The organism is Vibrio sp. CyArs1 (assembly GCF_022432925.1).
Taxonomy (GTDB): domain Bacteria; phylum Pseudomonadota; class Gammaproteobacteria; order Enterobacterales; family Vibrionaceae; genus Vibrio; species Vibrio mediterranei.
The window spans coordinates 1-25,263 of record NZ_JAKRBO010000015.1 but is presented as its reverse complement, the minus strand read 5'-3'; the positions used below and the strand labels follow the sequence as shown (position 1 = coordinate 25,263).

The following is a 25,263-nucleotide window of genomic DNA, read 5'->3' as shown; positions in this document are numbered from 1 at the left end:
GATTGCACATTGTGTGCTCCATTTCTTCCTGTCATATCCACCGAGAGGGTTTCTATGAGTGATCACTATCAAATTTATATTTTGAGTTTGTAAAAAAACCCCCGGACTTTTCAGTGCGGGGGTTTTTTGAATCTCGTGGTTATTTTCCGCCCACATGCCCCCGTGCGGTACCAATCAGGACCACAATAATCAGGCTAATCAGAGTGTGAGAGTGAGCGTTAAAAGTCATTATCTTGTTTCTAAATCGTTGTGTTGTTTCTAACGAAAATGTTTGCGTCACTAGTGGTATCACAAATTTCTGTTACCTGACAAGCAAAAAATCATACTTTTTTCACATTTACTCAGCATTAAATATGGCTGTATAACATGGGGTATATATAAAACTCTGACTTTTAACCATCTAAGTGAGAGAAATTGGAAGGAAAAAGGGATTTCATGGGATTATCGATTATTTATAGTCGAGCGAGCGTTGGTGTTGAAGCACCTTTGGTTACGGTTGAAGTCCACATCAGTAATGGTATGCCCGGTTTTACACTGGTAGGACTTCCAGAGACGACAGTTAAGGAATCTAAAGATCGAGTACGTAGTGCCATCATCAATTCACGATTTGAGTTTCCGGCGAAGAGAATCACGGTGAATCTCGCTCCTGCGGATCTGCCTAAAGAGGGGGGGCGATTTGATCTTCCTATTGCGTTAGGTATTTTGGCGGCGTCTGATCAGTTACCTCACGATAAGCTACTCTCACATGAATTTGTTGGCGAGCTAGCGCTTTCTGGAGAGCTAAGAGTCGTCAAAGGTGTTTTACCTGCTGCACTCGCCGCTAACAAAAGCCGTCGATGCTTAGTGGTGCCAGAAGGCAATGGTAATCAGGCGGCGTTGGTTGGCCGAGAGCACCATAAATCAGCATCAGGTCTACTCGATGTCTGTGCGTATTTGATGGGCCAACAAGCTTTATCCCTATATACCGACACTAAACAGATAAAGATGGTGCCGAAAACACGCGATTTACAGGATATCATCGGCCAACAACAGGGAAAGCGAGCTTTAGAGATTGCCGCAGCCGGAAATCACAACCTACTCTTTCTCGGTCCTCCTGGAACCGGAAAAACCATGTTGGCCTCACGGCTTTGCGACCTATTACCTGAAATGAGCGAACAAGAAGCGATGGAAACTGCCTCGGTCGCGTCGTTGACGCAGCAAGAAATCAATGAAGACAATTGGAAAACGCGGCCTTTTCGTGCCCCTCATCATTCGAGTTCTATGGCTGCATTAGTTGGCGGAGGTTCGATACCAAGACCAGGAGAAATTTCTCTGGCACATAATGGATTACTATTCCTCGACGAAATGCCCGAATTTGAAAGAAAAGTCTTGGACTCACTTCGAGAGCCGCTTGAGTCAGGCGAAATTATTATCTCCCGAGCTCAGGGGAAAACCCGCTTTCCAGCTCGATTCCAACTCGTCGGCGCATTGAACCCGAGTCCTACTGGGTACTATGAAGGCAATCAGTCACGTACCAATCCTCAGCTAATTCTACGCTACCTTAGTCGATTGTCAGGGCCTTTGCTCGACCGATTTGATATGTCGATTGAAATACCTTCATTGCCCAAAGGCACATTGTCTGAAGGGGGAGAGCGAGGGGAGTCAACTCAAGTCGTGCGTCAGCGTGTTCATCGAGCGCGTGATGTGATGTTAAGTCGCAATGGTAAGGTGAATGCACTCCTTCACTGCGGTGAAATCGAGGACCATTGTCGCTTAAAGAAAACAGATGCAGAGTTTCTTGAGAATGCTCTACACCGTTTAGGGCTCTCTGTTCGCGCCTATCATCGAATTATCAAAGTAGCACGTACTATAGCTGATCTTGGAGGTGAGAATGATATTCAAAGAGAACATTTAGCTGAAGCGTTAGGATATCGCGCTATGGATAGGCTGCTAAAACAATTGACCGCGCAAGCGGTTTAGAAGGCGAAGTTCATACCGACGGAGGTTATCCAATCGGCGGACTCATAAAAGGCGATGGAAGAATCTGTCGCGTTGTATCCTGATAGGGATATTAAAGATAATGCATCAACATTCCATAAAGAGAGGTATTCATAAGCCAGAAATGCACTGTATTTTTCATCGATACGATGATTCTGATCGAAAATGACATTCTCGCCACGATATTCATGATTCATATAACTCATGGTCGCGGCAATGCTGTGTTGCTGGTAGGTGAATAGGGCAGTAAGTTCACTGCCAGCCCCTTGGTTTCTGACGGCTTGACCTTTAGCATCATCAACCACATAAATCACCGATGGAAACAACAGCCAGTGATTATTAACCGCTAACGTGTAGGAGCCTTTCGCATAGTAGAGATGGCTATTCCTATCATAATCTGAGTCAAGATTAAGGTTTTTTGCCGAAAGCTCTTCATCAACAACTCGGGCACCGTATGCCAAATCTAGGGTAAACAGTGAGCCTGCGATGTTCTCCATTTGAAAACGATAAGCATCGCCTGTTGCTTCCGCTGCTTGCAGTTGTTCGGCGCCGACGTATGGATTGTTCCAAATCGGTTCTCCGAGGACGGTCGGTAAGTAAGAAATACTCCATATAGAACCATCGTTTTGTTGTTGTCTATAACCGCCTTCTAATACAAAGGTTCCGACGGCAATATCGTTACGGGAAGTTCCAATGAACCATTGTTTATTGCGTTGCGATCCAAAAGTGTAATTGACTACACCTAATGGCATCCAAAACTCATCGTATGCTTCTTGAGAGGCACTGATTTTAGGATCGGTACTGGCCACCAAATTGGATTTTTCTCCTACCAGTGTATTGCTGATTGATATTTCACCACTAAAGCCTTTACTCTGAGCTAGTGAAGCGAGAGATAGAGAGCTGTAGGTCGCAGTAAATGCTATAAGCGAAAGCAAGAAGTATCGAATAGCCATGACATATCCATAAATCAGTAGGTTGTGTGTAAAGAGGTTATTTCCTTATAAACTTGGCGGGTACTGTAGCGATAAAAAATGGCTTAGCAAAATGCTTCGCTAAGCCACCTATAACGGAAGGTAATGGGTGTGCCTATGACCTATTAGAATTTCCAGTTTAGGCCAACTGCGGTGATCCAGTCTTTTTCATCGTAGAAGTCGATGTTGGAATCGCTATTAGTCGCACCGGCAAAGGCAACAAGCGATAAGTTATCGGAGTAGAAAATTCCCGGATACTCATACGCTAGGAAAGCCTTCCATTCATCATCGCCACGAGTTTTGTCATAGATTGGATTTGCTGCATCATAATCACGTTTTAAATAGCCTAACGTCAGTGCTAATTTGTGATTTCCAAACGACATGAAAGAGGATAACTCTGCACCATAAGTATTGTGTTTCATCGCATTGCCATCCGCATCCTGCTGGGTGTAAATCAGAGCGGGATAGAGTAATACTTGTTGGCTCACAGGTAGCATCATTTTGAACTTACCATAGAGGATATCAGCGTTACGACTTAGGAGTTGTGCTTCCTGTGGAGATAAGGCAGGTACTCCTGTACCAGAGCGCTCCTCATCCAGTTCACGTTTGCCATAGGCAAGGTCCAAGCTGAATAACGATCCGGCAATATTGTCTAGTTGTAGACGATACGCGTTGCCTTTTTCTTTGGTAGTATTGCGAGTATCTGTCGTATAGGGATCTTGCCAGACTTCACCCTCTAGAATGGTTGGCAAGAAAGAAACACTCACTTTGGTTTTATCGCGAAATAGGTATTTGTAACCCGCCTCAAGTGCTACCGTACCAACGGCAATATCGGCTCGTGATGTACCTAAAAACAATTGATGGTTTGATTGCGCTCCAAAGGTATATTGAAGACTACCGAGGGGAAGTAATAATGCGCCGCTGTCTTCTTGTTGACTACCAGTGTAGTTGCGAAATTCATCGTCGGTATTAGTAAGATTCGATGTTTTGCTTGCGTAAGCCGCGTTTAATGCAATTTCACCGCTAAAACCATTGCTTTCTCCCAACTTAGCCACTGCTACCTGCGAGACAAGACCAAGGGACACTGCCAAGACACTCCATGCCTGTTTCATAACTGATCCTTATCATGTTCTGATTATTTTGGTAACGATTGTAATTATATGTTTATGCTATGTTATTAGTTCAGAATAAGCTCGTTTTTTTTGAGTTACAACACAAATCAGACCAATGATAAAATCATTGCACAAGGCAGTACGCCTTGTACAATTAACCGCCATAAAATTGTCACAAACGAATCATAGATAGTTGGTTATGCTTGGATACCTACTTTTTATTATTAGTGCCTCTCTGGTCATCATTAATACGGCATTTTGTTCGATTCCTATACTTGGGTTTGGATTGATCAAATTTCTAATTCCGATCAAGTCTCTACAGCGATTGTGTACGTCTTTAGCTAATCGCTTTATGTGGTTATGGGCGACGGTGAATCACGGTATTCTTCATTTGGTCAATCCCAAGGTGGTATGGGACATTGAAGGGCTAGAATCACTGCGAAAAGATGGTTGGTATTTGATGATCAGTAACCACCTAAGCTGGACTGACATTGTTGTGCTCTGCAGCGTGTTTAAAGATCGCATTCCAATGCCTAAGTTTTTTCTGAAACAACAGCTTTTGTATGTCCCTTTTGTCGGCATGGCTTGTTGGGCGCTAGATATGCCGTTTATGAAGCGTTATTCACGTGAGTATTTGCTTCGTCACCCAGAAAAGCGAGGACAAGATCTCGCGACGACTCGCCGTTCATGTGCAAAGTTTAAAGATACCCCAACGACAGTGGTGAATTATGTAGAAGGAACGCGCTTTACTGCCGATAAGCAGAAGAAAAGTAGCGCGGGTTACAACTATCTATTACAACCTAAATCCGGTGGCATTGCTTATACATTGGCTGCGATGGGTGACCAGTTTGAGAATATTATTGATGTCACTCTGGCGTATCCGGAAAATACGGATGAGCCTTTTAAAGCTGTATTAAAGGGTGATATGAAAAAAATCGTTGTAAAGGTTCGTATTTTGCCTGTAGATGAGAAAATTCTGGGTGATTACTTCAACGATAAGCCTTACAAGCGAGAGTTCCAAAAGTGGTTAGGTGAGGTTTGGAAGGACAAGGACCAAGTACTCGATGATATCCACACCAAATAAAAAAACCGAGCTCATATGGGCTCGGTTTTTACATTTTAGAGCGGCTTATTTCTTCAATAGGAAGTTTACCAGCTCAAAGTACTCATCCAATGACTGAATGCCACCAGCTTCGACTAGGTACTTGTTATTGACGATGACAGCAGGGACACCAGAAAGTCCGCTGTCTTTAAACTGCTTATCAAAACGACGCACCATAGAGTCAACAGCAAAGCCGTTAAATGCGGCATCAAATTTCTTCGCGTCCACACCTTCATCTAAGAAGATTTGACGTAGTTCTTCGTCATTGCGAGGCGGTTTGTTCATGTTATGGATACGGTTAAACATCACAGGAACCATCTTGTCTTCAATCTTTAACGCCACCATAGTCGCGTAGGCTTTGCTCATTGAAAGGCCCATGTTGCCACCCATAAAAGAAACGTGGTTCTTCTGGAACTTAGCGTCTGCTGGAATCTTTTTCTTAAGCTGCGCAATGATAGGCTCGAAACTGTTGCAGTGTGGGCAGTAGAACGAGAAGAACTCTGTTACTACAGGCTTAGAAGATTTTTCTAAGTCTAGAACTTTATAGTGAGTACCTTCTTGAAATTGTGCTGCACTTACTCCCAGGCTGACTAGAAGCGTCGCAAATAATGCGATGATTTTTTTCATTATTTTCTCCATGTGTAAAACCAAATCCTTATCAGGAATGGGGATAGTTTGTCACCACTGCGGTTGTAATGAAAGTGGCTTTTCATTCAGCGCGGCAATCTGTTCTTTAAAACCGAGCACTTGTCCTTCCCAGTATTTGGCATCATTGAACCAAGGAAAGGCTTGTGGGAATGCAGGATCATGCCAGCGTTTTGCCAACCAGGCCATGTAGTGCACCATACGTAGACCACGTAAAGGCTCAATTAGTTTCAATTGATCGTTAGGCAAGTCACTAAATTCTTGATATCCCTCCAACAGAACATCAAGTTGCATCATCTTGTCTTGTCGATCGCCATTGAGCAGCATCCATAAATCCTGAATAGCAGGCCCATTACGAGCGTCGTCTAGGTCCACAAACATCGGACCGTCACGCCAAAGAATGTTGCCCGGGTGGCAGTCGCCATGCAGACGAATGGTTTCACTCGGTTGCCAATGCGCTTCAATTTGCGAGATCAGTAAATCTAAGTCACTAAAAAACGCATTCTCTAAATGTGCAGGGATGAATGTAGACGATTGAAGCAGCTTTCTTGGCTGATATACGTACTCTTCCAGACCAATTGTCGGACGATGGATGAAGTTCTTTTGAGCTCCTACCTGATGGATACGGCCCATAAATCGACCGACCCATTCTAGTTGCTCTAGATTATCAACCTCGAACTGGCGACCACCTTCACTATTAAACAGAGTGAACAGATAACCTTGATACTCATGAATAGTCTCTCCGTTAATCGATAGAGGCGCTGCAATAGGTACTTCGTTTTCCACCAATTCACTGGAAAAGTCGTGCTCTTCTTGGATTTGCTCACGGCTCCAACGTTGCGGTCTATAGAACTTGACCACAAAGCGTTTTCTATCTTCATCAGTAAATTGATAGACGCGGTTTTCGTAACTGTTAAGAGCAAGCAAGCCGGATTCTGCTCGAACACCGATGCTTTCTAAGGCATACCACATGAAATCAGGAGTGAGGGCATCAAAGTTAAAGGCTTTATCTGTCATGTATAAAATAAAAGGGCTCATTGCTGAGCCCTTTTCCTATAATAGGTAGCTAACACGTCGGTTAGAGCTTCTTAATAAATCGACTTTCTACTTCTGTTGAGAAGTCATTACTGTCGCTCAGTATAAACTGAATTGTCGATACAGGTGAACTGAGTTGCTCTGGATCAGCACCTAAACTGATCGGCAAGTTATAGACTTCACCTGGTTCAACGGAAATGGTTTGTCGTCCATACCAAGTTGCATTTTCTAGTCCAGAAACACTGAGCGTATATTGTTGCTCTTGTTGTGTTTTATTGATGACCTTCAAGGTGTAGGTATTCTCCACCAGACCATCACTGTTAACTCGGAACAGTTGGTTACGATCCCTAAGAACACTCAGCCCCGCGGGGTCGACGGCCGAAATCTGCACAAAGAACAGGGCAATCATCACTAGTAATACCGAGCCATAACCTAGCAGCTTTGGTCGCATGACTTTGGTGTGTTTACCTGAGAGGCGGTGCTCCGTGGTGTAGCTGATGAGACCTTTCTCATAGCCCATTCTGTCCATAGTCTTGTCACACGCATCAATACAAGCGCCGCAGTTGATGCATTCGTACTGCAAGCCATCTCGGATATCAATGCCTGTCGGGCATACTTGTACACAAAGGTCACAGTCAATGCAGTCACCTAAGCCCAGTTTTTTCGGGTCTGCTTTACGAGAGCGAGGGCCGCGAGTTTCACCTCGTTGACTGTTGTAACCAACAATAAAGGTGTCCTTATCAAACATGGCTGACTGGAAGCGAGCGTAAGGGCACATATGGATACACATGATGGAGCGCATCCACCCTGCATTTGCGTATGTACAACCGGCAAAAAACAACACCCAGAATACGGGCCAGAAACTGGCATTAAAGGTGAAAAAATCACTAACGAGCGCGCCAATTGGCACAAAATAACCGGTAAAGGTAAAGCCAGTCGCTAACGCGATAGCTAACCAAGCGACATGTTTGAGACCTTTACGCATAATGAGGTTTGGACTGAGTTTTCCACTGTCTTGCTTGCGTCGTTTGTTGGCGCTGCCTTCTAGTTTTTCTTCAAACCAAATGTACATAAAGGTCCAGACGGTTTGTGGGCATAAGTAGCCACACCATACTCGACCTAAAAACGTGGTGATAAAAAACAGGCCAAATGCGGCCACCATAAATAGTAACGCGAGTAGGGTGAGATCTTGCGGATAAAGTGTGGTGCCAAAAAAGTTAAATTGCTGATTACCAATATCAAGCAATACCGCTTGTCTCTCGCCATAAGGTATCCAAGGTACCAGTGCGAACAATAGGAGTAAAAACCAGCCGCCGTAGCGTCTAAGCTTTTGAAAGGTTCCTTTACTTTCACGAACGTAGATGCGATTGCTTGGGTTAAATCGATCTCCGTTGCCTTTGTGGGTTTTGGGGTTGAACGTTTTGGGTGTTACATCCTTTACGTCAATTTTATCCTGACTCATGCTGAGGCTGTCCTTCTTGGGCTGACGGTGCGTTTTGACGCACTCTATCTATTCCGACATTGCTGCGACTGGTAAGTCACTTACTAATCAGTACGCAGTATTAAAACCCAGCGATTATAACCTTGATAACAATTTCATTTCTTTAAGGCTATCAACCTTTAACAACAAAATTAGCGTCGGCTCATATAAAAAACGACCCTTAGAGGGTCGTTTTTATAACATTTGGTTATTTGATGATGCCGCGAGCCTTTAAGAGTGCGGTTTTGAAGTCATCCTCTTGGTCTTTCGCCAATCCTGGAATCATTTCGTCTTTCTGGCTATTACGCATTTTTAGATGGTAGATAAGAACATCATCAGTGAGATCTTCAAGCTTACCTTCGTATCCAGCTTCATTGGACAGTTTTATAATAAATTCCAGTAAGTTAAGGTCAGGTTCTTTCTGCCATTCTGGATGTATCAACTCAATGAGTTCGTTAACGCGGTGACACTTCATAACTTTCTCCACAATTTTTATAAGTATTTTTGAGTAAAAGTACCAAAAATCGAGGCTAATACCAATAAGTGAAGGAATTGGACACAAAAAAAAGCGCAGGATAACTGCGCTTTTTATTATGCCGCTTTAACAACTCTGGTTGGAGCTGGTGCCATACGAACACTTTGTTCAACGAGCGTCATTGAAGGAGCGACTTTTTTTGCGACAGGCGCAGAAACGAAACCACTGCGACGACGCGACGCACCACGATTTGAGTACGAAAACCTGACGGGTGTTGGGCGCATTGTTTTACCTAACAAGTCAGGCAATTCCATTGCCAATCTAATGGCCTGATTACTTATGAGAACACCGAAATAACTCTCAATGTCACTCTTTTTTGACTTATGCCACTCCAAATAAGTAATCAGGAATAATGATATGCATGCATATCACGCATAGAATACCACCAAGTTTGTGTGGATACGATAGTTTGCAGTGAATTGTTGGTTATTTTTTCCACAATGAATTTGTGTGTTGGATATTTGTTTTCTCTATCATTTTGCGATAAAACGGTAACACTATCTTGGGATATAAATGGATGTGCGTATGTCTTTTTTTAAGAAAACCTTAGCAAGTTTTGGTATCGGCGCCGCGCGAGTGGATTCTGTTCTTCACCAAGAATATCTCTATCCTGGCGAGACAGCGAAAGTTACGATTCACGTCTACGGTGGTAACACTGCCCAGACGGTGGATAACATCAATATGAGGCTTTGTTGTCGCTATATTGATGAGGTAGCACGTAGTAACCACGACAATAGCAATCAACCGGGTGCACCGAAAAAAAGAGTATCGAAAACCTTTGAGCTGCAAACATGGAAGCTGCCTTACGCATTTACCATTGAGCCAGGAGAAACACGAGACTTTGAGGTTGAGCTTGACGTGCCTTGGAATACTCCAGTGACAATTGGTGATTCTAAAGTATGGTTGGAAACTGGATTGGATATCGCGCTAGCAGCTGATCCAACAGATAAAGATATGCTGACAGTGAGGCCAGACCCATTAGTGGACGGCATATTCTCTGCTTTGGAAGAGCAAGGGTTACGTATTCGTCAGGTTGAGTGCGAAGCGGCAAAGGGCTTTGTTATGCCGTTTGTTCAAGAGTTTGAGTTTGTTCCAACCACAGGGCCTTACCATGGTCGCTGGCGTGAGCTTGAGATCATTGCTTACCGTAGTGAAGATGAACTCAAGTTATGGTTTGAAATCGATAGAAATAAAGAGGGTGTAAAAGGCATGCTCTCAAGTCTCATTGGTTTAGGGCAACTGAAACGAGAAATGCAGATCCCAAGTTCACTGTCTGGTGAAGAAGCGGGTCAGCAAGTTCTGGCTTACTTAGAGCAAATAACCTAATTTCAGCTAACGCATGTTAGCTGAATATGGCATACTCTTTAATCACTATCCTTTTAGAGTATGCCTTAATGTCCTCAGCAACTACTTCCAATTACAGCGCTCGTGAAGAGTGGGCGAACAGCATCTCTCATGGTATTGGAGTGCTGCTGTCCATTGTAGGCTTGATACTACTGCTGCAAAAAGCGCTTGGTGCGAATGCCGATGTTCTCACGATTACTAGTATGAGTCTTTATGGCGCTAGCATGATCACGCTATTTCTGGCCTCAACCTTGTATCACTCTATTGCTAACCCTAACAGTAAACGCTGGCTGAAAACTTTCGACCATTGCGCTATTTTCTTGTTAATAGCGGGTAGCTATACACCGTTTATGCTGGTGAGTCTGAGAACACCACTAGCAATTGGCTTAATGGTTGTTATTTGGGCGCTGGCTGTTATTGGCATCATTATGAAGTTGTTCTTCGTTTATCGCTTTAAACGTGCTTCATTGATTACCTATCTTGTCATGGGGTGGTTATCGGTGATAGTCATCTATCAATTGGCTAAGCATTTAGAGCCTTCAGGCTTAATACTATTGGCATTGGGTGGTGCGATTTACACCTTGGGTGTTGTGTTCTATGCCAATAAGCGGATACCCTATAACCATGCTATTTGGCATCTTTTTGTGCTTGCAGGAGCAGCTTGTCACTTTTTTGCCGTGTACTGGTATGTAGCGCCGGTTTAGCGGCGCCAAAATGCAGGGAAGAAGAGTACTAACAGGGTCAGGATTTCCAAACGGCCCATTAACATACCAAAGCTAAGCAGCCACTTAGCGGCGTCGGGAAGTGGCGCAAAGTTACCTGTTGGGCCAATGATATCGCCCATCCCAGGCCCTACGTTCGCGACAGCGGTGATAGAGCCGGAGATACTGGTAACGGGGTCCAACCCCATAGCACTCAATCCTGCGGCGATAACGATAATAGTCACGAAGAACATCAATACAAATGCGACAACTGAGCGCACGATATCGTCATTGACTGGACGGTTATTGTAGCGTTGAACAAAAACGCCTGACGGATGAATAAGCTTCATCATTTGCTTATTAAGCAAGGTAACAGCTATCTGAAAGCGGAATATTTTGATGCCGCCCGAGGTTGAACCTGAACACGCTCCTACCATCATCATAAACGCAAAAATAACCGAAGGTAGCGGCCCCCAAGCCGTAAAGTCTTCCAGTCCAAAGCCCGTTGTTGTTACAACAGATACGATGTTGAACATGGATACTCGGAATGCATCATTTAGTGCATAGCCATCTTCCCAAAATAGCCACAACGCCACAACGGTGCTCGATACTAAAAACAGATACCCAAAGCCTCGAACCTGAGCATCCCTAAGCAATATTCTCGGATCGCGTTTTGTTAACGCAGCAACAAACAATAGGAAAGGTAGCCCGCCTAAGAACATAAAGATGGTACCGACCCAGTGTGCGCCTTCCGAGAAATGGTTCATAGAGCCATCGGAAGTGGAATAGCCGCCCGTTGAAAGTGTAGTGAATGAGTGATTAATTGCATCGAACAGATCCATTCCTGTCACTGTATAGCCCAGTAGACAAAGCCCAGTTAATACTAGATAAACCAGTACAATGTTTTTGGCGACCGTTTTGGCTCTCGGGCTGCTTTTATCTGACCAATCTGAAGATTCAGTCTGGAATAGACGCATACCACCGACATTAAGCATTGGCAGAACGGCAACCGCCATAACAATAAATCCGATACCACCTAACCATTGCAAAATAGAACGCCACAGTAAAATACTGGGAGCCATGTTGTCTAATCCGCTAAGTACCGTCGACCCTGTTGTCGTAATGCCAGACATGGTCTCGAAGTAAGCATCGGTGAAGCTGATATGGTTGATAAAAACAAAAGGGAGCGCGGCAAAGGCACTGGCAATAGTCCAAACCAAGCTAGTGATTAGGAACATATCACGCACACTGAGTTTGAAGTTTTTTGTGCGTCCAAGTGAGAGGCAAACAAAGGCGGCAAAATGGGTAATGACAACCGCTAAGCCAAAATCAAGGAAACCATCGGTACCAGTAAAGAAAGCAACCAATGTTGGGACGTACATAAATAGGGCTAGTTTAGAGAGCACTAACCCTATAACAAAAGAAACAGGACGGGCGTTAACCATTGGAGTGCCTTACAGGAAGAATGCACTTGGTTGGAACAATGCCTCAACGTCAGGCACGTATTTTTTGTCCACGAGGAACATCACTACGTGATCATCTTGCTCAATAACGGTGCGATCATGGGCAATAAGTACTTCTTCACCACGTACAATAGCGCCAATTGTGGTACCTGGTGGTAGTTTTATGTCACCAATGGCTTTGCCAACCACTTTAGATGTGGTTTCGTCACCATGAGCAACTGCTTCGATCGCCTCTGCGGCTCCGCGGCGCAGTGATGAGACGTTTACAATATCGGCACGACGAACGTGGGTAAGTAGAGCGGAAATAGTCGCTTGCTGAGGTGAAATCGCCACGTCTATGGTGCCACCCTGCACAAGATCAACATAAGCCCCACGCTGAATCAGTACCATGACCTTTTTTGCGCCCATTTTCTTCGCCAGCATCGCTGACATGATGTTGGTTTCATCTTCATTGGTGAGTGCAATAAATACGTCTACTTGGTCGATGTTCTCTTCGGTTAACAGCTCTTGATCCGCAGCATCACCACAAAAGACGATGGTGTTCTCTAGCTCTTCCGACAGCTTTTCGGCGCGCTTATAACTGCGCTCGATAAGCTTCACGCTGTAAGTTTGCTCTAGACGCTTAGCAAGACTAGCACCGATGTTACCACCACCAACAATCATGATGCGGCGGTATGGTTTTTCGAGTCGTTGCAATTCACTCATTACAGAGCGAATGTGATTACTTGCTGCTACGAAGAAGACTTCGTCGTCCGCTTCGATAATAGTGGTACCTTGTGGTCGAATCGGACGCCCTTGACGGAAAATAGCCGCTACTCGAGTATCAATGTGAGGCATATGCTCACGCAGAGTCGACAGTGCATTCCCTACGAGCGGACCACCATAATAGGCTTTGACCGCGACTAAACTTACGCGTTCATCCGCAAAGCTGACGACTTGCAATGCCCCAGGGTATTGGATCAATCGTTCGATATAACTGGTCACCAACTCTTCTGGAGCGATCAGGTGGTCAACAGGGATGGCACCTGAGTTGAACAGACTTTCTTTTTCAATCAGGTATTCACGAGAACGAATTCGAGCGACACGGTTTGGTGTGTTGAATAAAGAGAACGCAACTTGGCATGCAGCCATGTTGGTTTCGTCCATATTGGTCACCGCCACTAGCATGTCTGCATCTTGTGCGCCAGCTTCGCGCAATACATCGGGATGGCTAGCGTAGCCATTGACGACTCGCAAATCGTATTTATCTTGCAGCTCCCTTAGACGGTCACCGTTGCGATCGACGATGGTGATATCGTTGTTTTCACCCACAAGGTTCTCTGCGAGTGTGCCACCAACTTGACCTGCTCCAAGAATGATGATTTTCATAACATTGCGCTCTTTTGATAAATTCGACTTAACGAGTCACTAGCATAGCTATCAATAAGTTAGCATTCTACGCCTTTTTTAGCACAGCGTAATAGAAACCATCCATATCTTCTTCTCCAGGAAGAATCTGACGTCCTGGGTTATCGATATCTGAATCAATAAGCTGTGCGTTATCTGTGCGAGCAAGGAATGCTTTTACCTGCTCTTTGTTTTCTTGTGGTGTGATTGAACAAGTGGCGTACACCAGTGTTCCACCTACTTTTAATTGCTGCCACATAGCGTCGAAGATCTCACGTTGTAGCTCTGCGAGTGCTTCAATGTCATCGGCGCGGCGCAACCATTTGATATCAGGGTGTCTACGAATCACCCCGGTTGCAGAACATGGCGCATCTAATAGAATGCGGTCAAATTGTTCACCTTGCCACCACTCACTTGGTGTTCTTGCATCGCCACATACTACTTTAGCCTGTAGCTTTAGGCGCTTAAGGTTGTCATGAACACGCTTCAATCTGGTTTCATCACAATCAATAGCTACCACTTGGCTGTCTTTAGTACGCTCCAGGATATGTGCAGTCTTGCCTCCGGGAGCGGCGCAACAATCCAAAATCAACTCACCATCTTTAGGCTCTAAGTAGTTGATAGAAAGTTGTGCTGCGGCATCTTGTACCGATACCCAACCTTTATCGAAACCGGGAAGGTTGTTGACATCGCAAGGGGCGGCCAATTTTAGAGCATCCAAGGCTTCAGAGTGAGCGGTGGAATCTATGCCTTCATTTTTGAGTAGTGCTTGATAATCGTCACGATTGAGGTGCTGGTGGTTCACGCGCAGCCACATAGGTGCTTTGGTGTTATTAGCCTCTACAATCATTTCCCATTGTTGTGGGTAGCTTTCTTGCAGTAGCTTCAGTAACCAACTAGGGTGGCCGTATTTTCCAGCATTGTGGCTGACGGAAATCTCATCTAGCTGCTCTTGGTTGCGTTGGTAGTTGCGTAGTACTGCATTGATAAGGCCGCGTAGTCTCGGGCCTTTCAGCGTTTTAGTTGCTTCTACGGTCTCGCCCACCGCCGCATGAGCAGGAATTCGCATGTGGCCAATTTGATAGATGCCGACCAAAATCAGGTGATGAAATACACGTTGTTTGCCTTTTAATGGCTTATCCATTAGCTCGGATGCAACGGACTCCAAACGAGGCAATATGCGCAGCGCACCAAAGCAAATCTCTTGTAATAAGGCTTGATCTCTAGGTTTTACTTGTTGCTGGCCTAATGGAAGGGCGCTCGATAGAGATTGACCTTTATCAACCACTTGGAAAAGGATATTGGCCGCAGCAGCGCGAACATTCATGTTGGTTACCTAAATTTTTATCGACATTAAAAATAAAATAAGGCCCGCACTCAACGTGCTGGCCCTAACTATCATTGAGCATTTGCGTCTTTAGCTCAGAACGCTACTCACTTCAAACCAGCTGGCTTTAGAATTCAATACATCGCTCACTGGCATGGCTTTTTTGCCCGGTATTTGAATTTGTTCTAACACCAAAGTACCTTGACCGGTTGCGACGTAAATTCCTGTTTTATCAGCCTTAAGAATAGTCCCAGCTACTGATTCTGTCGCATTGTCTTCTACCCGCGATTGCCAAACTTTGATGTTGTTCTCTTCTACAGAGAAGAAGCTCATAGGCCATGGGTTGAAAGCACGCACGCAGCGTTCAATGAATTCTGCTGGCTGATTCCAATCGATCTTCGCTTCATCTTTGCTTAGCTTGCTGGCGTAGTTTGCTTCATCGTCATTTTGCTTTTCTGGCGCAGCATTGCCTGAGGCAATATCAGCAAGACATTCGACTAAAGCTTGTGGGCCAAGCTCTGCCAGCTTATCGTACATGGTCGCACTGGTATCTGTTGCTTCAATAGGTAGTGTGGCAATTTTCAGCATATCACCGGTATCTAGGCCAATATCCATCTGCATAATTGTCACACCGGTTTGTGCATCCCCAGCCCAAATAGAGCGTTGAATAGGTGCAGCACCACGCCAGCGAGGCAGGATTGAACCATGAACATTGATACAACCTAGCTTTGGTGTATCAAGAACGGCTTGTGGCAACAACAGGCCATAAGCGACAACCACCATGATATCGGCATTGAGGTCTTTGAGCTCTTGCTTAGCTTCGTCAGACTTGAAATTGACGGGTTGATAAACCGGAATATCATGCTCAAGGGCAATATTTTTGACCGGACTAGCCGTTAGCTTTTTGCCTCGGCCTGCTGGTCTGTCAGGCTGGGTGTAAACAGCGATAACCTCGTGCTCCGAAGACAATAACGCCGCCAAGTGACGGGCGGCGAAGTCTGGAGTACCGGCAAACACAATACGTAATGATTGGCTCACGGAAACCTCACTTAATATTATTGTTTAGCGTTGAAGCGCTTAATTTTCTCGAGTTTGTCTTTGATGCGTTTACGCTTTAGAGGAGAAAGATAATCAACAAACAGTTTACCCTCTAAGTGGTCAAGCTCATGCTGTACACAGATAGCCAATAGGTCATCTGCATCAAACGTAAACTCTTCACCATCGCGGTTCAGCGCTTTGACACTCACTTCAGCGGCGCGTGGCACTAGTGCGCGAGCACCAGGGACCGAAAGGCAGCCTTCTTCAATACCATCTTCACCGCGCTTTTCGGTAATTTCTGGGTTGATAAGTACCATCGGTTGGTCGCGAGTATCTGAAATATCAATCACAACAATTCGCTGATGAAAGTCAACTTGCGTTGCTGCAAGGCCAATTCCTTCTTCGTCGTACATGGTTTCAATCATGTCATCGACGACTTTTTGGATTTCCGGCGTTACGGCTTCAACGGGCTTAGCTACCGTTCTTAGGCGATCATCCGGGAAAGTTAATACTTGTAATACAGACATATACACTCAAAATGTTGAACTGTGCCGAATAGGCATGGACTTCGTTGGTTCAATTCTAGACATTTTCGCACCTAAATGACAGCATCCCTTGAAACAAAGCGAAGGATTGCGGTGTATGAAACAGGGAATATGTCTGTTATTGACTCTTTCATCTCTTTTTTCTATCACCTTATGGGCGTTTCAATCTCACGCTAGCGTAAGCGACTTCCTCAAACCAGATGCGCCTCGACATTATGTTGTTAAGTCTGGTGATACTTTATGGGCAGTTTCAGGGCGATACTTATCCTCTCCTTGGCGCTGGCCAGAGCTTTGGCGACATAACTCTCATATAGCTAATCCTCATAAAATTTACCCGGGAGATACGCTGTTATTAGTCTGGGTAGCAGGGCAACCGCAATTGATAAAGAAAGCGCTAAGGCGCCTTTCTCCAGTGATGGACGTTACGCTAAAACAGCCGTCAAGTTGGTTAAATCCTCGTGCCATTGCTCGTTATAGAGAACAAGAGAGATTGATACTTGCAAGTGAGTTAGCCACTTATCCTAAGATAGTAGGCTCTAGTCGTGGCTTGGATTACATTTCCAATCAAGATGAGGTTTACATTGATTATCAAGGCCATGAGCAAAACTGGGTCATTTATCGAGTGGGGAAGCTTTATCGCAACGATGATGAGCACTTTACTATGAGAGAAATTAAACGACTGGCGACAGCCCGTTTGATGAAACAGGTAAATGATATTGCCGTTTTGCAGTTGACGGATTTTAATCATGAGCTCAAGCGAGGAGACATTGCTATTCCTATCTCCGAGCTAGCTCGGGATGAATCATCAACGCTTATTGAGCCCAAAGCAGGGCCTAATGTAGAAGATCTTCGTATCGTAGGAATGCTCAATTCTCTGCATTTTGCGGTTCAAGGACATACGGTAGTGTTGAATGCAGGGCAAGACGCTTCTGTTGTTGAAGGCAGCAGCTACATACTAAAAAGGCCCAGTGAAACATTTGTTTATTCCGATGGTCAGCATGGCTTAAGTGGTCGTGACGAGTCTCATGTAGCTATGTCTCAGTTTCCATTAATAGACATAGGGCGCTTGATGGTGATTCACAGTTATCAACGTTTCAGTGTCGCACTGGTTACTGAGTCTCCAGAGCCCATCACCAAGCAAACCATTATTGTGCCACCAAGCAGCGATAGGGCGTATCGTGAGTGACGCTCGCACTCTAGCTTGGTTGCGGCTTTCTCTGTGCCCCGGCATCGGTGCTGTCACGTTCGAAAAGTTACGAGCAATAGATAGTCCGCTCAACATTGTTAGCTATACACCACAGGAACTGGCCTCTATTGGTTTGAAGCCGCATCAAGTGGCGTTTATCCATCATCAATCGATAGCGCTTGCTGAACAGGCCCTCGCTTGGGCGTCGGGAGAGCGTCGCTACATTGTGATTAGTGGCGATAAGGCGTATCCGCCGCTATTGAGCGAAACCAAGGGAGCGCCGCCGGTTTTATTTGTTGAGGGGCAGTTATCCTTACTTACGGCACCTCAAATTGCCATGGTGGGAAGTCGCAATGCTACTTTGGAAGGGCTAGAGATTGCTCGTAGCTATGCCTGTGAATTTGCAAAGCATGATTACTGCGTGACGAGTGGCTTAGCTTTGGGCATTGACGGTCATGCTCATCAAGGAGCGCTGGATGCAAAAGGCCCTACTATTGCCGTATTGGGTTCTGGTTTATCGCAAATCTATCCGGCACGTCATAAGTCCTTGGCCTCTCGAATTGCAGAGCATGGTGCGTTAGTCAGTGAACATTTACCTTCGGTAAAACCTAGGGCTGAGCACTTCCCGCGTCGTAACCGAATCGTAAGTGGACTGTCTTTAGCTGTGTTGGTGGTTGAAGCGACAGAGAAAAGTGGTTCGTTGATTACTGCTAAATACGCGGCTGAGCAAGGGCGAGATGTTTTTGCCATTCCTGGTTCAATTCGCCACCCTTTCCATAGTGGTTGTCACTCGCTGATCAAATTGGGAGCTTGTTTGGTGCAGTCTCCTAATGATCTTCTTAGTGAAATAGAATCTCTCACCAACTGGTCTAAAAAAGTACAACCGACACTTTTTGACCAAGTTATTGATAAAGAAGAATTGCCATTTCCCGATCTGTTGGCTAACGTAGGAATAGAGGCAACACCAGTTGATATTTTAGCGCAAAAGACCCATATTCCTGTGCAAGAGGTCATGCAACAGCTACTAGAGCTCGAGTTATTAGGGCATGTTGTTGCAGTTAACGGTGGTTATATTCTTAAGGGGAGAGGCTAGCTATGATGATGGACATACTGATGTACCTGTTCGAAACCTACGTGCATAGTGATGCAGATCTGCAGGTAGACCAAGACGAACTTGAGGATGAACTGCTGCGAGCAGGCTTTAAGCAAAAAGATATTTATAAAGCGTTAGAATGGCTAGAGGATTTAGCCGAACTGCAAAATGCGGATAATCAATCGGCTATTGCTACCAGCGCCGCGACATCGACACGTATTTATACGGCGCAAGAAATGTCACGCATGGATGTGAAAAGCCGTGGCTTGCTGTTGTTCTTGGAGCAGATTGGTGTTTTGACAGCTGAAACTCGTGAAATGGTCATTGATCGTGTTATGGGACTGGAAACCAATGATTTTGAATTGGACGACCTAAAATGGATCATTTTGATGGTTTTGTTCAATGTTCCTGGCAACGAAAACGCGTACACTCTCATGGAAGAACTGATCTACACCGCAGAGAGGGGTGTAGTCCACTAAGCTAAGCCAAATTTGGCGATAAGTTAAGAGACACCCATGAGTGGTAAAATCGATAACCAACTTTTCTCGGCTCATGAACATGCGTTGGATCATGAGCCCTGTCCACAGTGTCATTCAGGCAAGTTGCTACTTAAGAATGGCAAACACGGTCCGTTTCTAGGCTGCGACCAATATCCAAGCTGCGATTATATTAAACCTCTGCATCAAAATGATGGGCATATTATCAAAGAGCTTGGTGTTGCTTGTCCCGATTGCGGTTCAGAATTGCTGTTACGTCAAGGACGCTTCGGTATGTTTATTGGGTGTAGCAATTACCCAGACTGCCATTTCATTCAGTCGCCAAATAAACAAGATGAGCCAGAGCAAGAAGCAAAAGACTCCGTTAGCTGTCCAGAGTGCAGCAAAGGGGCGCTAAAAGAGCGTAAATCACGTTTTGGAAAAGTGTTTTTTGCGTGCGATAGTTATCCTAAGTGCAAGTTTGCCGTGAATCATGTTCCGGTTCCCGGAGTGTGTCAGTATTGTGGCTACACGTTGCTGGTTGAGAAAAAACGCGCAGCAGGAACGGTGTTGGAATGTGCATCGAGACGATGCCAGAAAGTACAAGAATAAAAAACGGCTCCTAATTGGAGCCGTTTTTTTGTATTTAGGCTAGCTAATACTTACAGCGCAAGCGCTGCGGGTTTGAGAGCAGGGTAGGCTGACTCATCCAGTAAGTCTGCAAGCTGAACGAGTGTTGCTTTTAGCTCGCGTTGACTCGTTGCTGACACATTAATATGCCCCATTTTGCGTCCAGCACGTTTTTCTTTGCCATACCAATGAACATGACATCCAGCTAGAGCGTAAACAGCATCTGGAACGGAGTCTTCACCAAGGATATTAACCATAGAGGTGGCTCTAACGGCTTCCGTGGAACCAAGAGGCATGTCGCAAACTGCACGTAGGTGGTTTTCGAACTGACACGTATCGGCACCTTGCTGAGTCCAGTGTCCTGAGTTGTGTACGCGCGGCGCAATTTCATTGACGAGAAGTTGGCCGTTTACATCGAAAAACTCCAGTGCCAATACACCGACATATTCGAGAGACTCGGCGACAGCGGTAAACATTTGCACAGCTTGTGCCTGTAGCTCAGGCTCATTGATAGCAGTAGACAGAGTAAGTACTCCGTCAGTGTGTACATTTTCTGCCAGTGGATAAATCGCAATATCACCGTGTTGGTTGCGAGCACCCACAAGCGATACTTCACGTTGGAACGGCACAAATTCTTCAGCCACGATGGCTTGATTATCTGAATCCGCAATGCACTGAGCCATTTCAGTCCAGATTTGCTCTATATTTTCTAATGTTTTGAGTCGCCATTGTCCTTTGCCGTCATAGCCGCCTAGTGCACTCTTAAGTACCATAGGCAAACCTACGGTGGCGATAGCGGTATCAAGATCGCTACGTTCGGTAATAACCGCATAGGTCGCGTTCTTAACCCCAGCATTATCAAGCAGCGCTTTTTCAATTCGTCTATCACCACCGGCTTTAATCGCTTCTGTCGATGGCAAAAACTTCCCACTTGCTTCACAGGTAGCTAGGACATCGAGGGGAATATGTTCAAATTCTGCAGTAATAACGTCAGCTTGCGATATGGCTTGCTGTAGACCTTGCCCAAGCACTTCCAGAGTTAAGGGGTGCACAATGTTTTCGCTGCGCACATCAAAGGCAGAGATCTTGATATTGAGAGGGGCGCCAGCCAGCGACATCATTCGTGCTAACTGACCTGCACCAAGTACCAATACGTGTTTCATTATTAGTCCTCAGACGGATCTGGGTTAGCAAGAACGGTTTCGGTCTGTTGGCTGCGGAATGCTTCGACTTTCTCCATCACGGCATCATTATGAACACCAATGATTTGCGCTGCTAAGATTCCCGCATTTGCTGCGCCGGCTTCACCAATAGCGAGTGTGCCAACAGCAATGCCTTTTGGCATTTGCACAATAGACAGCAAAGAATCCATGCCTTTTAGTGCTCGGCTCTGTACAGGAACTCCGAGGACAGGAACACTGGTAAATGCTGCCGCCATGCCCGGAAGGTGCGCCGCACCGCCTGCTCCCGCAATAATAACTTTGATGCCACGCTCTTTTGCAGTCGTTGCATAGTCTGCTAATAGTTGAGGCGTGCGGTGCGCAGAAACAACCTTGGTTTCATAATCTACACCAAACTGATCAAGCATCTCTGCTGCTAGTTTCATGGTTGGCCAATCTGATTTTGAACCCATAATAATGCCGACTTTCATCCGAAGCTCCTTCAAGGCGTGTGCAAATGGACTAATTTGCGCGCATTATACGAGGATTTTTTTCTAAGGAAAACGTTTGCGTGAGTGATTTTTGTGTTTTTTTCTGGATTCTCATGTCGCTTTTCCGCATAGTGCCGTTGAAATGTAAATTAATTGTTTAGGTTTTAATAAAAGGAAGGCTCGGTGGATAATTTTCAAAGTACAGTTGCCGCACTTAAATCTGGTGAAGTGATTGCTTATCCGACTGAAGGAGTATTTGGTGTCGGTTGTGATCCTGATGATGTCAGTGCCATTGAAAAACTACTGGCAGTGAAACAACGTCCAGTAGAGAAAGGACTGATCCTAATCGCTGCCAACTATGAACAGCTTCGACCTTATGTTGACGAGACTAAGTTGACAGCGACGCAGCTCGAAAGTGTACAAAATACTTGGCCAGGACCTTATACCTGGATTATGCCAGCGAGTGACAGAGTCTCATCATGGCTTAGTGGTGCATTCGATACGATTGCGGTTCGAGTTACCGATCACGAGTTAGTGCAGCAACTTTGCCTTTCTTATGGTAAGCCGATTACCTCGACCAGTGCCAACTTGTCAGGAATGCCTTCCTGCATGACAACCGAAGAAGTCAAATCGCAGCTAGGTGATCGATTGGCGGAAATTCTTGATGGTGAAACTGGTGGTCGTAATAAACCGAGTGAAATTCGAGATGCAAGAACGTTAAAAGTATTGAGACAAGGCTGAGGGTAACTAGATGCAACAAGTGGATAAACATCAGGTCAAAGCTTTTTTATTACAGCTCCAGGATGATATTTGCCAAAAGCTTGAACATGAAGATGGTGGTGCAACATTTCAGCAGGATGAATGGCTGCGTGAGCAAGGTGGCGGTGGTCGTAGTCGAGTATTAAAAGATGGTGTGGTCTTCGAGCAAGGTGGTGTTAACTTTTCTCATGTCTTTGGAGACAAAATGCCAGCTTCCGCGACAGCTCACCGACCTGAATTAGCGGGTCGAAAATTTGAAGCAATGGGCGTGTCTTTAGTTATTCATCCTAAAAACCCTTACATTCCAACATCCCATGCCAACGTACGTTTCTTTATTGCTGAAAAAGAGGGCGAAGCACCTATCTGGTGGTTTGGTGGTGGCTTTGACCTTACGCCGTTTTATCCATTTGAAGAAGATTGTCAACACTGGCACCAAGTGGCCAAGGATATTTGTGCGCCATTTGGAGAGCAGGTCTATAACGAACATAAGAAATGGTGTGACGAGTACTTCTTCCTTCCTCATCGTAACGAAACTCGTGGTGTGGGTGGTTTGTTTTTTGACGACCTCAACCAATGGGGTTTCGAGCGCAGCTTTGCCTATATGAAAGCCGTTGGTTCTAGTTATACCGATGCGTATTTACCGATAGTACAGAAACGAAAGCATACAGAATTCGGAGAGAGAGAGCGTCAGTTCCAACTTTATCGACGTGGTCGCTATGTCGAATTTAACTTGGTCTTTGACCGAGGTACATTGTTTGGTTTGCAAAGTGGTGGTCGCACGGAGTCTATTTTAATGTCGATGCCACCACTAGCTCGCTGGGAATATAGTTATCAACCAGAAGAAGGCTCACCAGAAAACGAGCTTTACGCGCACTACCTTCAGCCGCGAGACTGGTAAAGCGACAGGCATAGCTTGGCGAATGAGTGTCGAAGTGATAGTGTCGAACTATTCACTTTGGCACGCAGCAGGCAAGGACATGAGCAAGCCCGATCAGTACGTCGTTTTTGGAAACCCCATTTCACAAAGCAAGTCTCCTTACATACATACACTCTTCGCACGTCAAACTTCTCAACATATTGAATATGGGCGCTTGCAGCCAGAGGAGGGAGAGTTCACTCAAGCTGCTAGTCAGTTTTTTGCTGATGGTGGTCGAGGCTGCAATATTACAGCGCCATTTAAAGAAGATGCCTTCCAGTTCGCTAGTCGATTAACCGAGCGTGCTGAACTAGCCGGAGCGGTCAACACACTCAAGAAGCTGGATGATGGTGAAATCATTGGTGATAACACTGACGGAGAAGGGTTGGTTCAAGACTTGTTGCAGCATCAAGTGCAATTAGCGGGCGCTTCAATTTTAGTTATAGGGGCTGGCGGCGCAGCTCGAGGTGTACTTAAGCCGTTACTCGATCAACAGCCAAGCTCTATAACCATTACTAATCGTACCTATGAAAAAGCTCAACAACTGGCCGAATTGTTCTCGCCTTTTGGAACTATACAAGCAGCGGAAATAAACAATGTTGGCTGTGCCTATGATGTGGTAATCAATTCGACATCTGCTAGTTTATATAAGCAAGTACCAGATATTAGTGATTCGATCTTCGGTGCCAATACTGTCAGCTATGATATGGCTTATGGTCAGGGACTGACGACATTTAACCAGTGGGCCAAAACGTCCGGTGCTCGATGTGTTTATGATGGATTAGGTATGTTGGTGGGACAGGCTGCAGAAAGCTTTTTGTTGTGGCGTGGACTAAGACCTGGGACGAAACAAATTCTTAGAGAGCTAAGAAAGAACCTCGAGGCTTAAGTAATGAATCAATCTATTCTATTCTCCGACCAAGTGACGTGGGATGAAGCAACTGGAATGGTTGAGTTTCATGCACACCGGTCGGGTATGCTTATTGTTTGTTTGGTGAGTTTAGAAAAGCTAGCTCAACTCGCCTACCAGAAAGAGGTCTCTAAACAAGAGGCTATACCAATGTTTGACTCTGTTCGCTTTGATATAGAAGAAATAGCAGAAGCTCTCATAGAAGATGAGAGCTTTGATGAGCAAGGTAAGATAGTCATTCGTTAACGAATGGAATGCACCTTGTGCATATAGTCGTTCTTATTCTTAACATAGTTATCAGCTGATTTCTGTAAAAAAGCACGTTCCTTATCCGTAAGAGGTCGTGCTTGTTTTACCGGGCTCCCTACATATAGATAACCACTTTCGAGTCTCTTATTTGGTGGTACCAAACTTCCGGCACCAATCATTACCTCAGACTCAACGATTGCACCATCGAGAATAATGGACCCCATACCGACCAAAACTCGATCTTCAATAATACAGCCATGAAGCATTACTTTATGACCAATGGTTACATCATTACCTATAAGTAACGGATAACCCTCTGGGTTATCGCTGTTCTTGTGAGTAACATGAAGAACACTGTTATCTTGGATATTGGTGCGCTCGCCAATAACGATATGATTCACATCACCCCTAGCAGAAACTAAAGGCCAGATACTGGCGTCTTTTCCTAAGCGTACATCTCCAACAATCACGCTCGTCTTATCTATATAGACCGAGTCATCAAGTTGAGGAGAGATGCCTTTATAGCTGCGTATTGAAGTCATAGTGTTCCCTAAGTCGATATTTGTTAGTTAGTTTGGCGCTAATTTAAGGCTATTTATAGGGCTAAAGAGCAAAATATAATCATCCAAACAAAAAAACAGAAAAAAATGCATTTTGGGTATTGCCAAGAAGATTTCGATCTCTATAATGCCCCCTCGCTGACACGGGAACGCAGACGAAAGTTCGCATCCA

27 protein-coding genes are annotated in these 25,263 nt (G+C 45.1%); 12 read left to right on the top strand and 15 right to left on the bottom strand.

Annotation, left to right across the window (positions count from 1 at the left end; translation table 11 throughout):
- Positions 1-435 precede the first annotated feature (435 nt).
- The gene (locus MMA19_RS24800) at positions 436-1,959 is read left to right on the top strand and encodes a YifB family Mg chelatase-like AAA ATPase (RefSeq protein ID WP_240207554.1); all 1,524 of its coding nucleotides are present in this window, start codon (positions 436-438) and stop codon (positions 1,957-1,959) included.
- On the opposite strand, the gene MMA19_RS24795 is transcribed toward MMA19_RS24800, so the two are convergent.
- Together MMA19_RS24795 and MMA19_RS24790 are read right to left on the bottom strand one after the other, a co-directional pair.
- Positions 1,956-2,930: a DUF2860 family protein gene (locus tag MMA19_RS24795; RefSeq protein WP_240207552.1), complete on the bottom strand. Its 975-nt coding sequence runs from the start codon at positions 2,928-2,930 to the stop codon at positions 1,956-1,958. The genes MMA19_RS24800 and MMA19_RS24795 overlap by 4 nt on opposite strands.
- Before the next feature lie 143 nt (positions 2,931-3,073).
- Positions 3,074-4,060 (bottom strand): DUF2860 domain-containing protein, encoded by a 987-nt coding sequence (locus MMA19_RS24790; protein WP_006073015.1) that lies wholly within the window; start codon positions 4,058-4,060, stop codon positions 3,074-3,076.
- Between the two features lie 199 nt (positions 4,061-4,259).
- Between MMA19_RS24790 and MMA19_RS24785 the strand changes: the two genes are divergently transcribed.
- Positions 4,260-5,144: an acyltransferase gene (locus MMA19_RS24785; RefSeq protein WP_006073014.1), complete on the top strand. Its 885-nt coding sequence runs from the start codon at positions 4,260-4,262 to the stop codon at positions 5,142-5,144.
- 45 nt (positions 5,145-5,189) lie between these two features.
- Here MMA19_RS24785 and MMA19_RS24780 read toward each other — a convergent pair whose 3' ends face one another.
- The 5 genes from MMA19_RS24780 to MMA19_RS24760 all read right to left on the bottom strand — a co-directional run bounded on the left by MMA19_RS24780 (position 5,190) and on the right by MMA19_RS24760 (position 9,111).
- Complete coding sequence (locus MMA19_RS24780; RefSeq protein ID WP_031493306.1) at positions 5,190-5,789, bottom strand: thiol:disulfide interchange protein DsbA/DsbL; 600 nt, start codon at positions 5,787-5,789, stop codon at positions 5,190-5,192.
- Positions 5,790-5,840: 51 nt separating this feature from the next.
- A complete protein-coding gene (locus tag MMA19_RS24775) occupies positions 5,841-6,824 on the bottom strand; it encodes a serine/threonine protein kinase (protein ID WP_240207570.1) in 984 nt (327 codons plus the stop codon).
- A 61-nt stretch (positions 6,825-6,885) separates the two neighbouring features.
- Positions 6,886-8,304 carry a cytochrome c oxidase accessory protein CcoG gene (gene ccoG, locus MMA19_RS24770; protein ID WP_006073011.1) on the bottom strand — a complete coding sequence of 473 codons (1,419 nt, stop codon included), beginning with the start codon at positions 8,302-8,304 and terminating at the stop codon, positions 6,886-6,888.
- Positions 8,305-8,530: 226 nt separating this feature from the next.
- The gene (locus MMA19_RS24765; RefSeq protein WP_006073010.1) at positions 8,531-8,797 is read right to left on the bottom strand and encodes a YihD family protein; all 267 of its coding nucleotides are present in this window, start codon (positions 8,795-8,797) and stop codon (positions 8,531-8,533) included.
- A 116-nt stretch (positions 8,798-8,913) separates the two neighbouring features.
- Positions 8,914-9,111: a hypothetical protein gene (locus MMA19_RS24760; RefSeq protein ID WP_006073009.1), complete on the bottom strand. Its 198-nt coding sequence runs from the start codon at positions 9,109-9,111 to the stop codon at positions 8,914-8,916.
- A gap of 271 nt (positions 9,112-9,382) precedes the next feature.
- Here MMA19_RS24760 and MMA19_RS24755 point away from each other — a divergent pair, with 271 nt between their 5' ends.
- The gene (locus MMA19_RS24755) at positions 9,383-10,183 is read left to right on the top strand and encodes a sporulation protein (protein WP_006073008.1); all 801 of its coding nucleotides are present in this window, start codon (positions 9,383-9,385) and stop codon (positions 10,181-10,183) included.
- Positions 10,184-10,251: 68 nt separating this feature from the next.
- On the top strand, positions 10,252-10,905 hold the full coding sequence (locus tag MMA19_RS24750; protein WP_124940459.1) for a hemolysin III family protein: 654 nt from the start codon (positions 10,252-10,254) through the stop codon (positions 10,903-10,905).
- Here the strand turns inward: MMA19_RS24750 and MMA19_RS24745 are convergent.
- The 5 genes from MMA19_RS24745 to def all read right to left on the bottom strand — a co-directional run bounded on the left by MMA19_RS24745 (position 10,902) and on the right by def (position 16,643).
- Entirely contained in the window at positions 10,902-12,347 is a 1,446-nt protein-coding gene (locus tag MMA19_RS24745) for a TrkH family potassium uptake protein (protein ID WP_006073006.1), read from the bottom strand. The genes MMA19_RS24750 and MMA19_RS24745 overlap by 4 nt on opposite strands.
- A gap of 9 nt (positions 12,348-12,356) precedes the next feature.
- Positions 12,357-13,733, bottom strand: coding sequence for a Trk system potassium transporter TrkA (trkA, locus tag MMA19_RS24740; protein ID WP_006073005.1), 1,377 nt, complete (start codon positions 13,731-13,733; stop codon positions 12,357-12,359).
- A gap of 67 nt (positions 13,734-13,800) precedes the next feature.
- Positions 13,801-15,078 carry a 16S rRNA (cytosine(967)-C(5))-methyltransferase RsmB gene (rsmB, locus tag MMA19_RS24735; protein ID WP_006073004.1) on the bottom strand — a complete coding sequence of 426 codons (1,278 nt, stop codon included), beginning with the start codon at positions 15,076-15,078 and terminating at the stop codon, positions 13,801-13,803.
- A 90-nt stretch (positions 15,079-15,168) separates the two neighbouring features.
- Positions 15,169-16,116 (bottom strand): methionyl-tRNA formyltransferase, encoded by a 948-nt coding sequence (gene fmt, locus MMA19_RS24730; protein WP_006073003.1) that lies wholly within the window; start codon positions 16,114-16,116, stop codon positions 15,169-15,171.
- 17 nt (positions 16,117-16,133) lie between these two features.
- Positions 16,134-16,643, bottom strand: a complete 510-nt coding sequence (def, locus tag MMA19_RS24725) for a peptide deformylase (RefSeq protein WP_006073002.1) — start codon at positions 16,641-16,643, stop codon at positions 16,134-16,136.
- 115 nt (positions 16,644-16,758) lie between these two features.
- On the opposite strand from def, the gene MMA19_RS24720 reads away from it, so the two are divergent.
- From MMA19_RS24720 to MMA19_RS24705, 4 genes are read left to right on the top strand one after another with little or no spacing between them, the layout of a single operon-like run.
- Complete coding sequence (locus MMA19_RS24720) at positions 16,759-17,847, top strand: LysM domain-containing protein (protein ID WP_240207550.1); 1,089 nt, start codon at positions 16,759-16,761, stop codon at positions 17,845-17,847.
- On the top strand, positions 17,840-18,940 hold the full coding sequence (dprA, locus tag MMA19_RS24715; RefSeq protein WP_240207549.1) for a DNA-processing protein DprA: 1,101 nt from the start codon (positions 17,840-17,842) through the stop codon (positions 18,938-18,940). Before MMA19_RS24720 ends, dprA begins: the two co-directional genes overlap by 8 nt.
- Before the next feature lie 2 nt (positions 18,941-18,942).
- Positions 18,943-19,419, top strand: a complete 477-nt coding sequence (locus MMA19_RS24710) for a DUF494 family protein (protein WP_006072999.1) — start codon at positions 18,943-18,945, stop codon at positions 19,417-19,419.
- Positions 19,420-19,455: 36 nt separating this feature from the next.
- A complete protein-coding gene (locus tag MMA19_RS24705) occupies positions 19,456-20,028 on the top strand; it encodes a topoisomerase DNA-binding C4 zinc finger domain-containing protein (protein WP_063604586.1) in 573 nt (190 codons plus the stop codon).
- A gap of 50 nt (positions 20,029-20,078) precedes the next feature.
- Here the strand turns inward: MMA19_RS24705 and MMA19_RS24700 are convergent, their stop codons facing one another.
- Positions 20,079-21,209 carry a 5-(carboxyamino)imidazole ribonucleotide synthase gene (locus tag MMA19_RS24700; protein WP_198558473.1) on the bottom strand — a complete coding sequence of 377 codons (1,131 nt, stop codon included), beginning with the start codon at positions 21,207-21,209 and terminating at the stop codon, positions 20,079-20,081.
- A 2-nt stretch (positions 21,210-21,211) separates the two neighbouring features.
- A complete protein-coding gene (gene purE, locus MMA19_RS24695) occupies positions 21,212-21,697 on the bottom strand; it encodes a 5-(carboxyamino)imidazole ribonucleotide mutase (protein WP_006072996.1) in 486 nt (161 codons plus the stop codon).
- Between the two features lie 183 nt (positions 21,698-21,880).
- Here purE and MMA19_RS24690 point away from each other — a divergent pair, with 183 nt between their 5' ends.
- From MMA19_RS24690 to MMA19_RS24675, 4 genes are all read left to right on the top strand, one after another.
- On the top strand, positions 21,881-22,438 hold the full coding sequence (locus tag MMA19_RS24690; RefSeq protein ID WP_006072995.1) for an L-threonylcarbamoyladenylate synthase: 558 nt from the start codon (positions 21,881-21,883) through the stop codon (positions 22,436-22,438).
- A 10-nt stretch (positions 22,439-22,448) separates the two neighbouring features.
- The gene (gene hemF, locus MMA19_RS24685) at positions 22,449-23,354 is read left to right on the top strand and encodes an oxygen-dependent coproporphyrinogen oxidase (protein ID WP_006072994.1); all 906 of its coding nucleotides are present in this window, start codon (positions 22,449-22,451) and stop codon (positions 23,352-23,354) included.
- A gap of 79 nt (positions 23,355-23,433) precedes the next feature.
- Positions 23,434-24,261: a shikimate dehydrogenase gene (aroE, locus tag MMA19_RS24680; RefSeq protein WP_240207547.1), complete on the top strand. Its 828-nt coding sequence runs from the start codon at positions 23,434-23,436 to the stop codon at positions 24,259-24,261.
- Between the two features lie 3 nt (positions 24,262-24,264).
- Positions 24,265-24,528 carry a DUF1488 domain-containing protein gene (locus MMA19_RS24675; protein ID WP_240207545.1) on the top strand — a complete coding sequence of 88 codons (264 nt, stop codon included), beginning with the start codon at positions 24,265-24,267 and terminating at the stop codon, positions 24,526-24,528.
- On the opposite strand, the gene MMA19_RS24670 is transcribed toward MMA19_RS24675, so the two are convergent.
- Complete coding sequence (locus MMA19_RS24670; RefSeq protein WP_240207543.1) at positions 24,525-25,073, bottom strand: gamma carbonic anhydrase family protein; 549 nt, start codon at positions 25,071-25,073, stop codon at positions 24,525-24,527. The genes MMA19_RS24675 and MMA19_RS24670 overlap by 4 nt on opposite strands.
- Positions 25,074-25,263: the final 190 nt, after the last annotated feature.

What these genes read in the sequence shown, in the direction of transcription:
- MMA19_RS24800 (WP_240207554.1), top strand. Translation starts at nt 436, where the DNA reads ATGGGATTATCGATTATTTATAGTCGAGCGAGCGTTGGTGTTGAAGCA.
- MMA19_RS24795 (WP_240207552.1), bottom strand. Translation starts at nt 2,930, where the DNA reads ATGGCTATTCGATACTTCTTGCTTTCGCTTATAGCATTTACTGCGACC.
- MMA19_RS24790 (WP_006073015.1), bottom strand. Translation starts at nt 4,060, where the DNA reads ATGAAACAGGCATGGAGTGTCTTGGCAGTGTCCCTTGGTCTTGTCTCG.
- MMA19_RS24785 (WP_006073014.1), top strand. Translation starts at nt 4,260, where the DNA reads ATGCTTGGATACCTACTTTTTATTATTAGTGCCTCTCTGGTCATCATT.
- MMA19_RS24780 (WP_031493306.1), bottom strand. Translation starts at nt 5,789, where the DNA reads ATGAAAAAAATCATCGCATTATTTGCGACGCTTCTAGTCAGCCTGGGA.
- MMA19_RS24775 (WP_240207570.1), bottom strand. Translation starts at nt 6,824, where the DNA reads ATGACAGATAAAGCCTTTAACTTTGATGCCCTCACTCCTGATTTCATG.
- ccoG (WP_006073011.1), bottom strand. Translation starts at nt 8,304, where the DNA reads ATGAGTCAGGATAAAATTGACGTAAAGGATGTAACACCCAAAACGTTC.
- MMA19_RS24765 (WP_006073010.1), bottom strand. Translation starts at nt 8,797, where the DNA reads ATGAAGTGTCACCGCGTTAACGAACTCATTGAGTTGATACATCCAGAA.
- MMA19_RS24760 (WP_006073009.1), bottom strand. Translation starts at nt 9,111, where the DNA reads ATGGAATTGCCTGACTTGTTAGGTAAAACAATGCGCCCAACACCCGTC.
- MMA19_RS24755 (WP_006073008.1), top strand. Translation starts at nt 9,383, where the DNA reads ATGTCTTTTTTTAAGAAAACCTTAGCAAGTTTTGGTATCGGCGCCGCG.
- MMA19_RS24750 (WP_124940459.1), top strand. Translation starts at nt 10,252, where the DNA reads ATGTCCTCAGCAACTACTTCCAATTACAGCGCTCGTGAAGAGTGGGCG.
- MMA19_RS24745 (WP_006073006.1), bottom strand. Translation starts at nt 12,347, where the DNA reads ATGGTTAACGCCCGTCCTGTTTCTTTTGTTATAGGGTTAGTGCTCTCT.
- trkA (WP_006073005.1), bottom strand. Translation starts at nt 13,733, where the DNA reads ATGAAAATCATCATTCTTGGAGCAGGTCAAGTTGGTGGCACACTCGCA.
- rsmB (WP_006073004.1), bottom strand. Translation starts at nt 15,078, where the DNA reads ATGAATGTTCGCGCTGCTGCGGCCAATATCCTTTTCCAAGTGGTTGAT.
- def (WP_006073002.1), bottom strand. Translation starts at nt 16,643, where the DNA reads ATGTCTGTATTACAAGTATTAACTTTCCCGGATGATCGCCTAAGAACG.
- MMA19_RS24720 (WP_240207550.1), top strand. Translation starts at nt 16,759, where the DNA reads ATGAAACAGGGAATATGTCTGTTATTGACTCTTTCATCTCTTTTTTCT.
- MMA19_RS24710 (WP_006072999.1), top strand. Translation starts at nt 18,943, where the DNA reads ATGATGATGGACATACTGATGTACCTGTTCGAAACCTACGTGCATAGT.
- MMA19_RS24705 (WP_063604586.1), top strand. Translation starts at nt 19,456, where the DNA reads ATGAGTGGTAAAATCGATAACCAACTTTTCTCGGCTCATGAACATGCG.
- MMA19_RS24700 (WP_198558473.1), bottom strand. Translation starts at nt 21,209, where the DNA reads ATGAAACACGTATTGGTACTTGGTGCAGGTCAGTTAGCACGAATGATG.
- purE (WP_006072996.1), bottom strand. Translation starts at nt 21,697, where the DNA reads ATGAAAGTCGGCATTATTATGGGTTCAAAATCAGATTGGCCAACCATG.
- hemF (WP_006072994.1), top strand. Translation starts at nt 22,449, where the DNA reads ATGCAACAAGTGGATAAACATCAGGTCAAAGCTTTTTTATTACAGCTC.
- aroE (WP_240207547.1), top strand. Translation starts at nt 23,434, where the DNA reads ATGAGCAAGCCCGATCAGTACGTCGTTTTTGGAAACCCCATTTCACAA.
- MMA19_RS24675 (WP_240207545.1), top strand. Translation starts at nt 24,265, where the DNA reads ATGAATCAATCTATTCTATTCTCCGACCAAGTGACGTGGGATGAAGCA.
- MMA19_RS24670 (WP_240207543.1), bottom strand. Translation starts at nt 25,073, where the DNA reads ATGACTTCAATACGCAGCTATAAAGGCATCTCTCCTCAACTTGATGAC.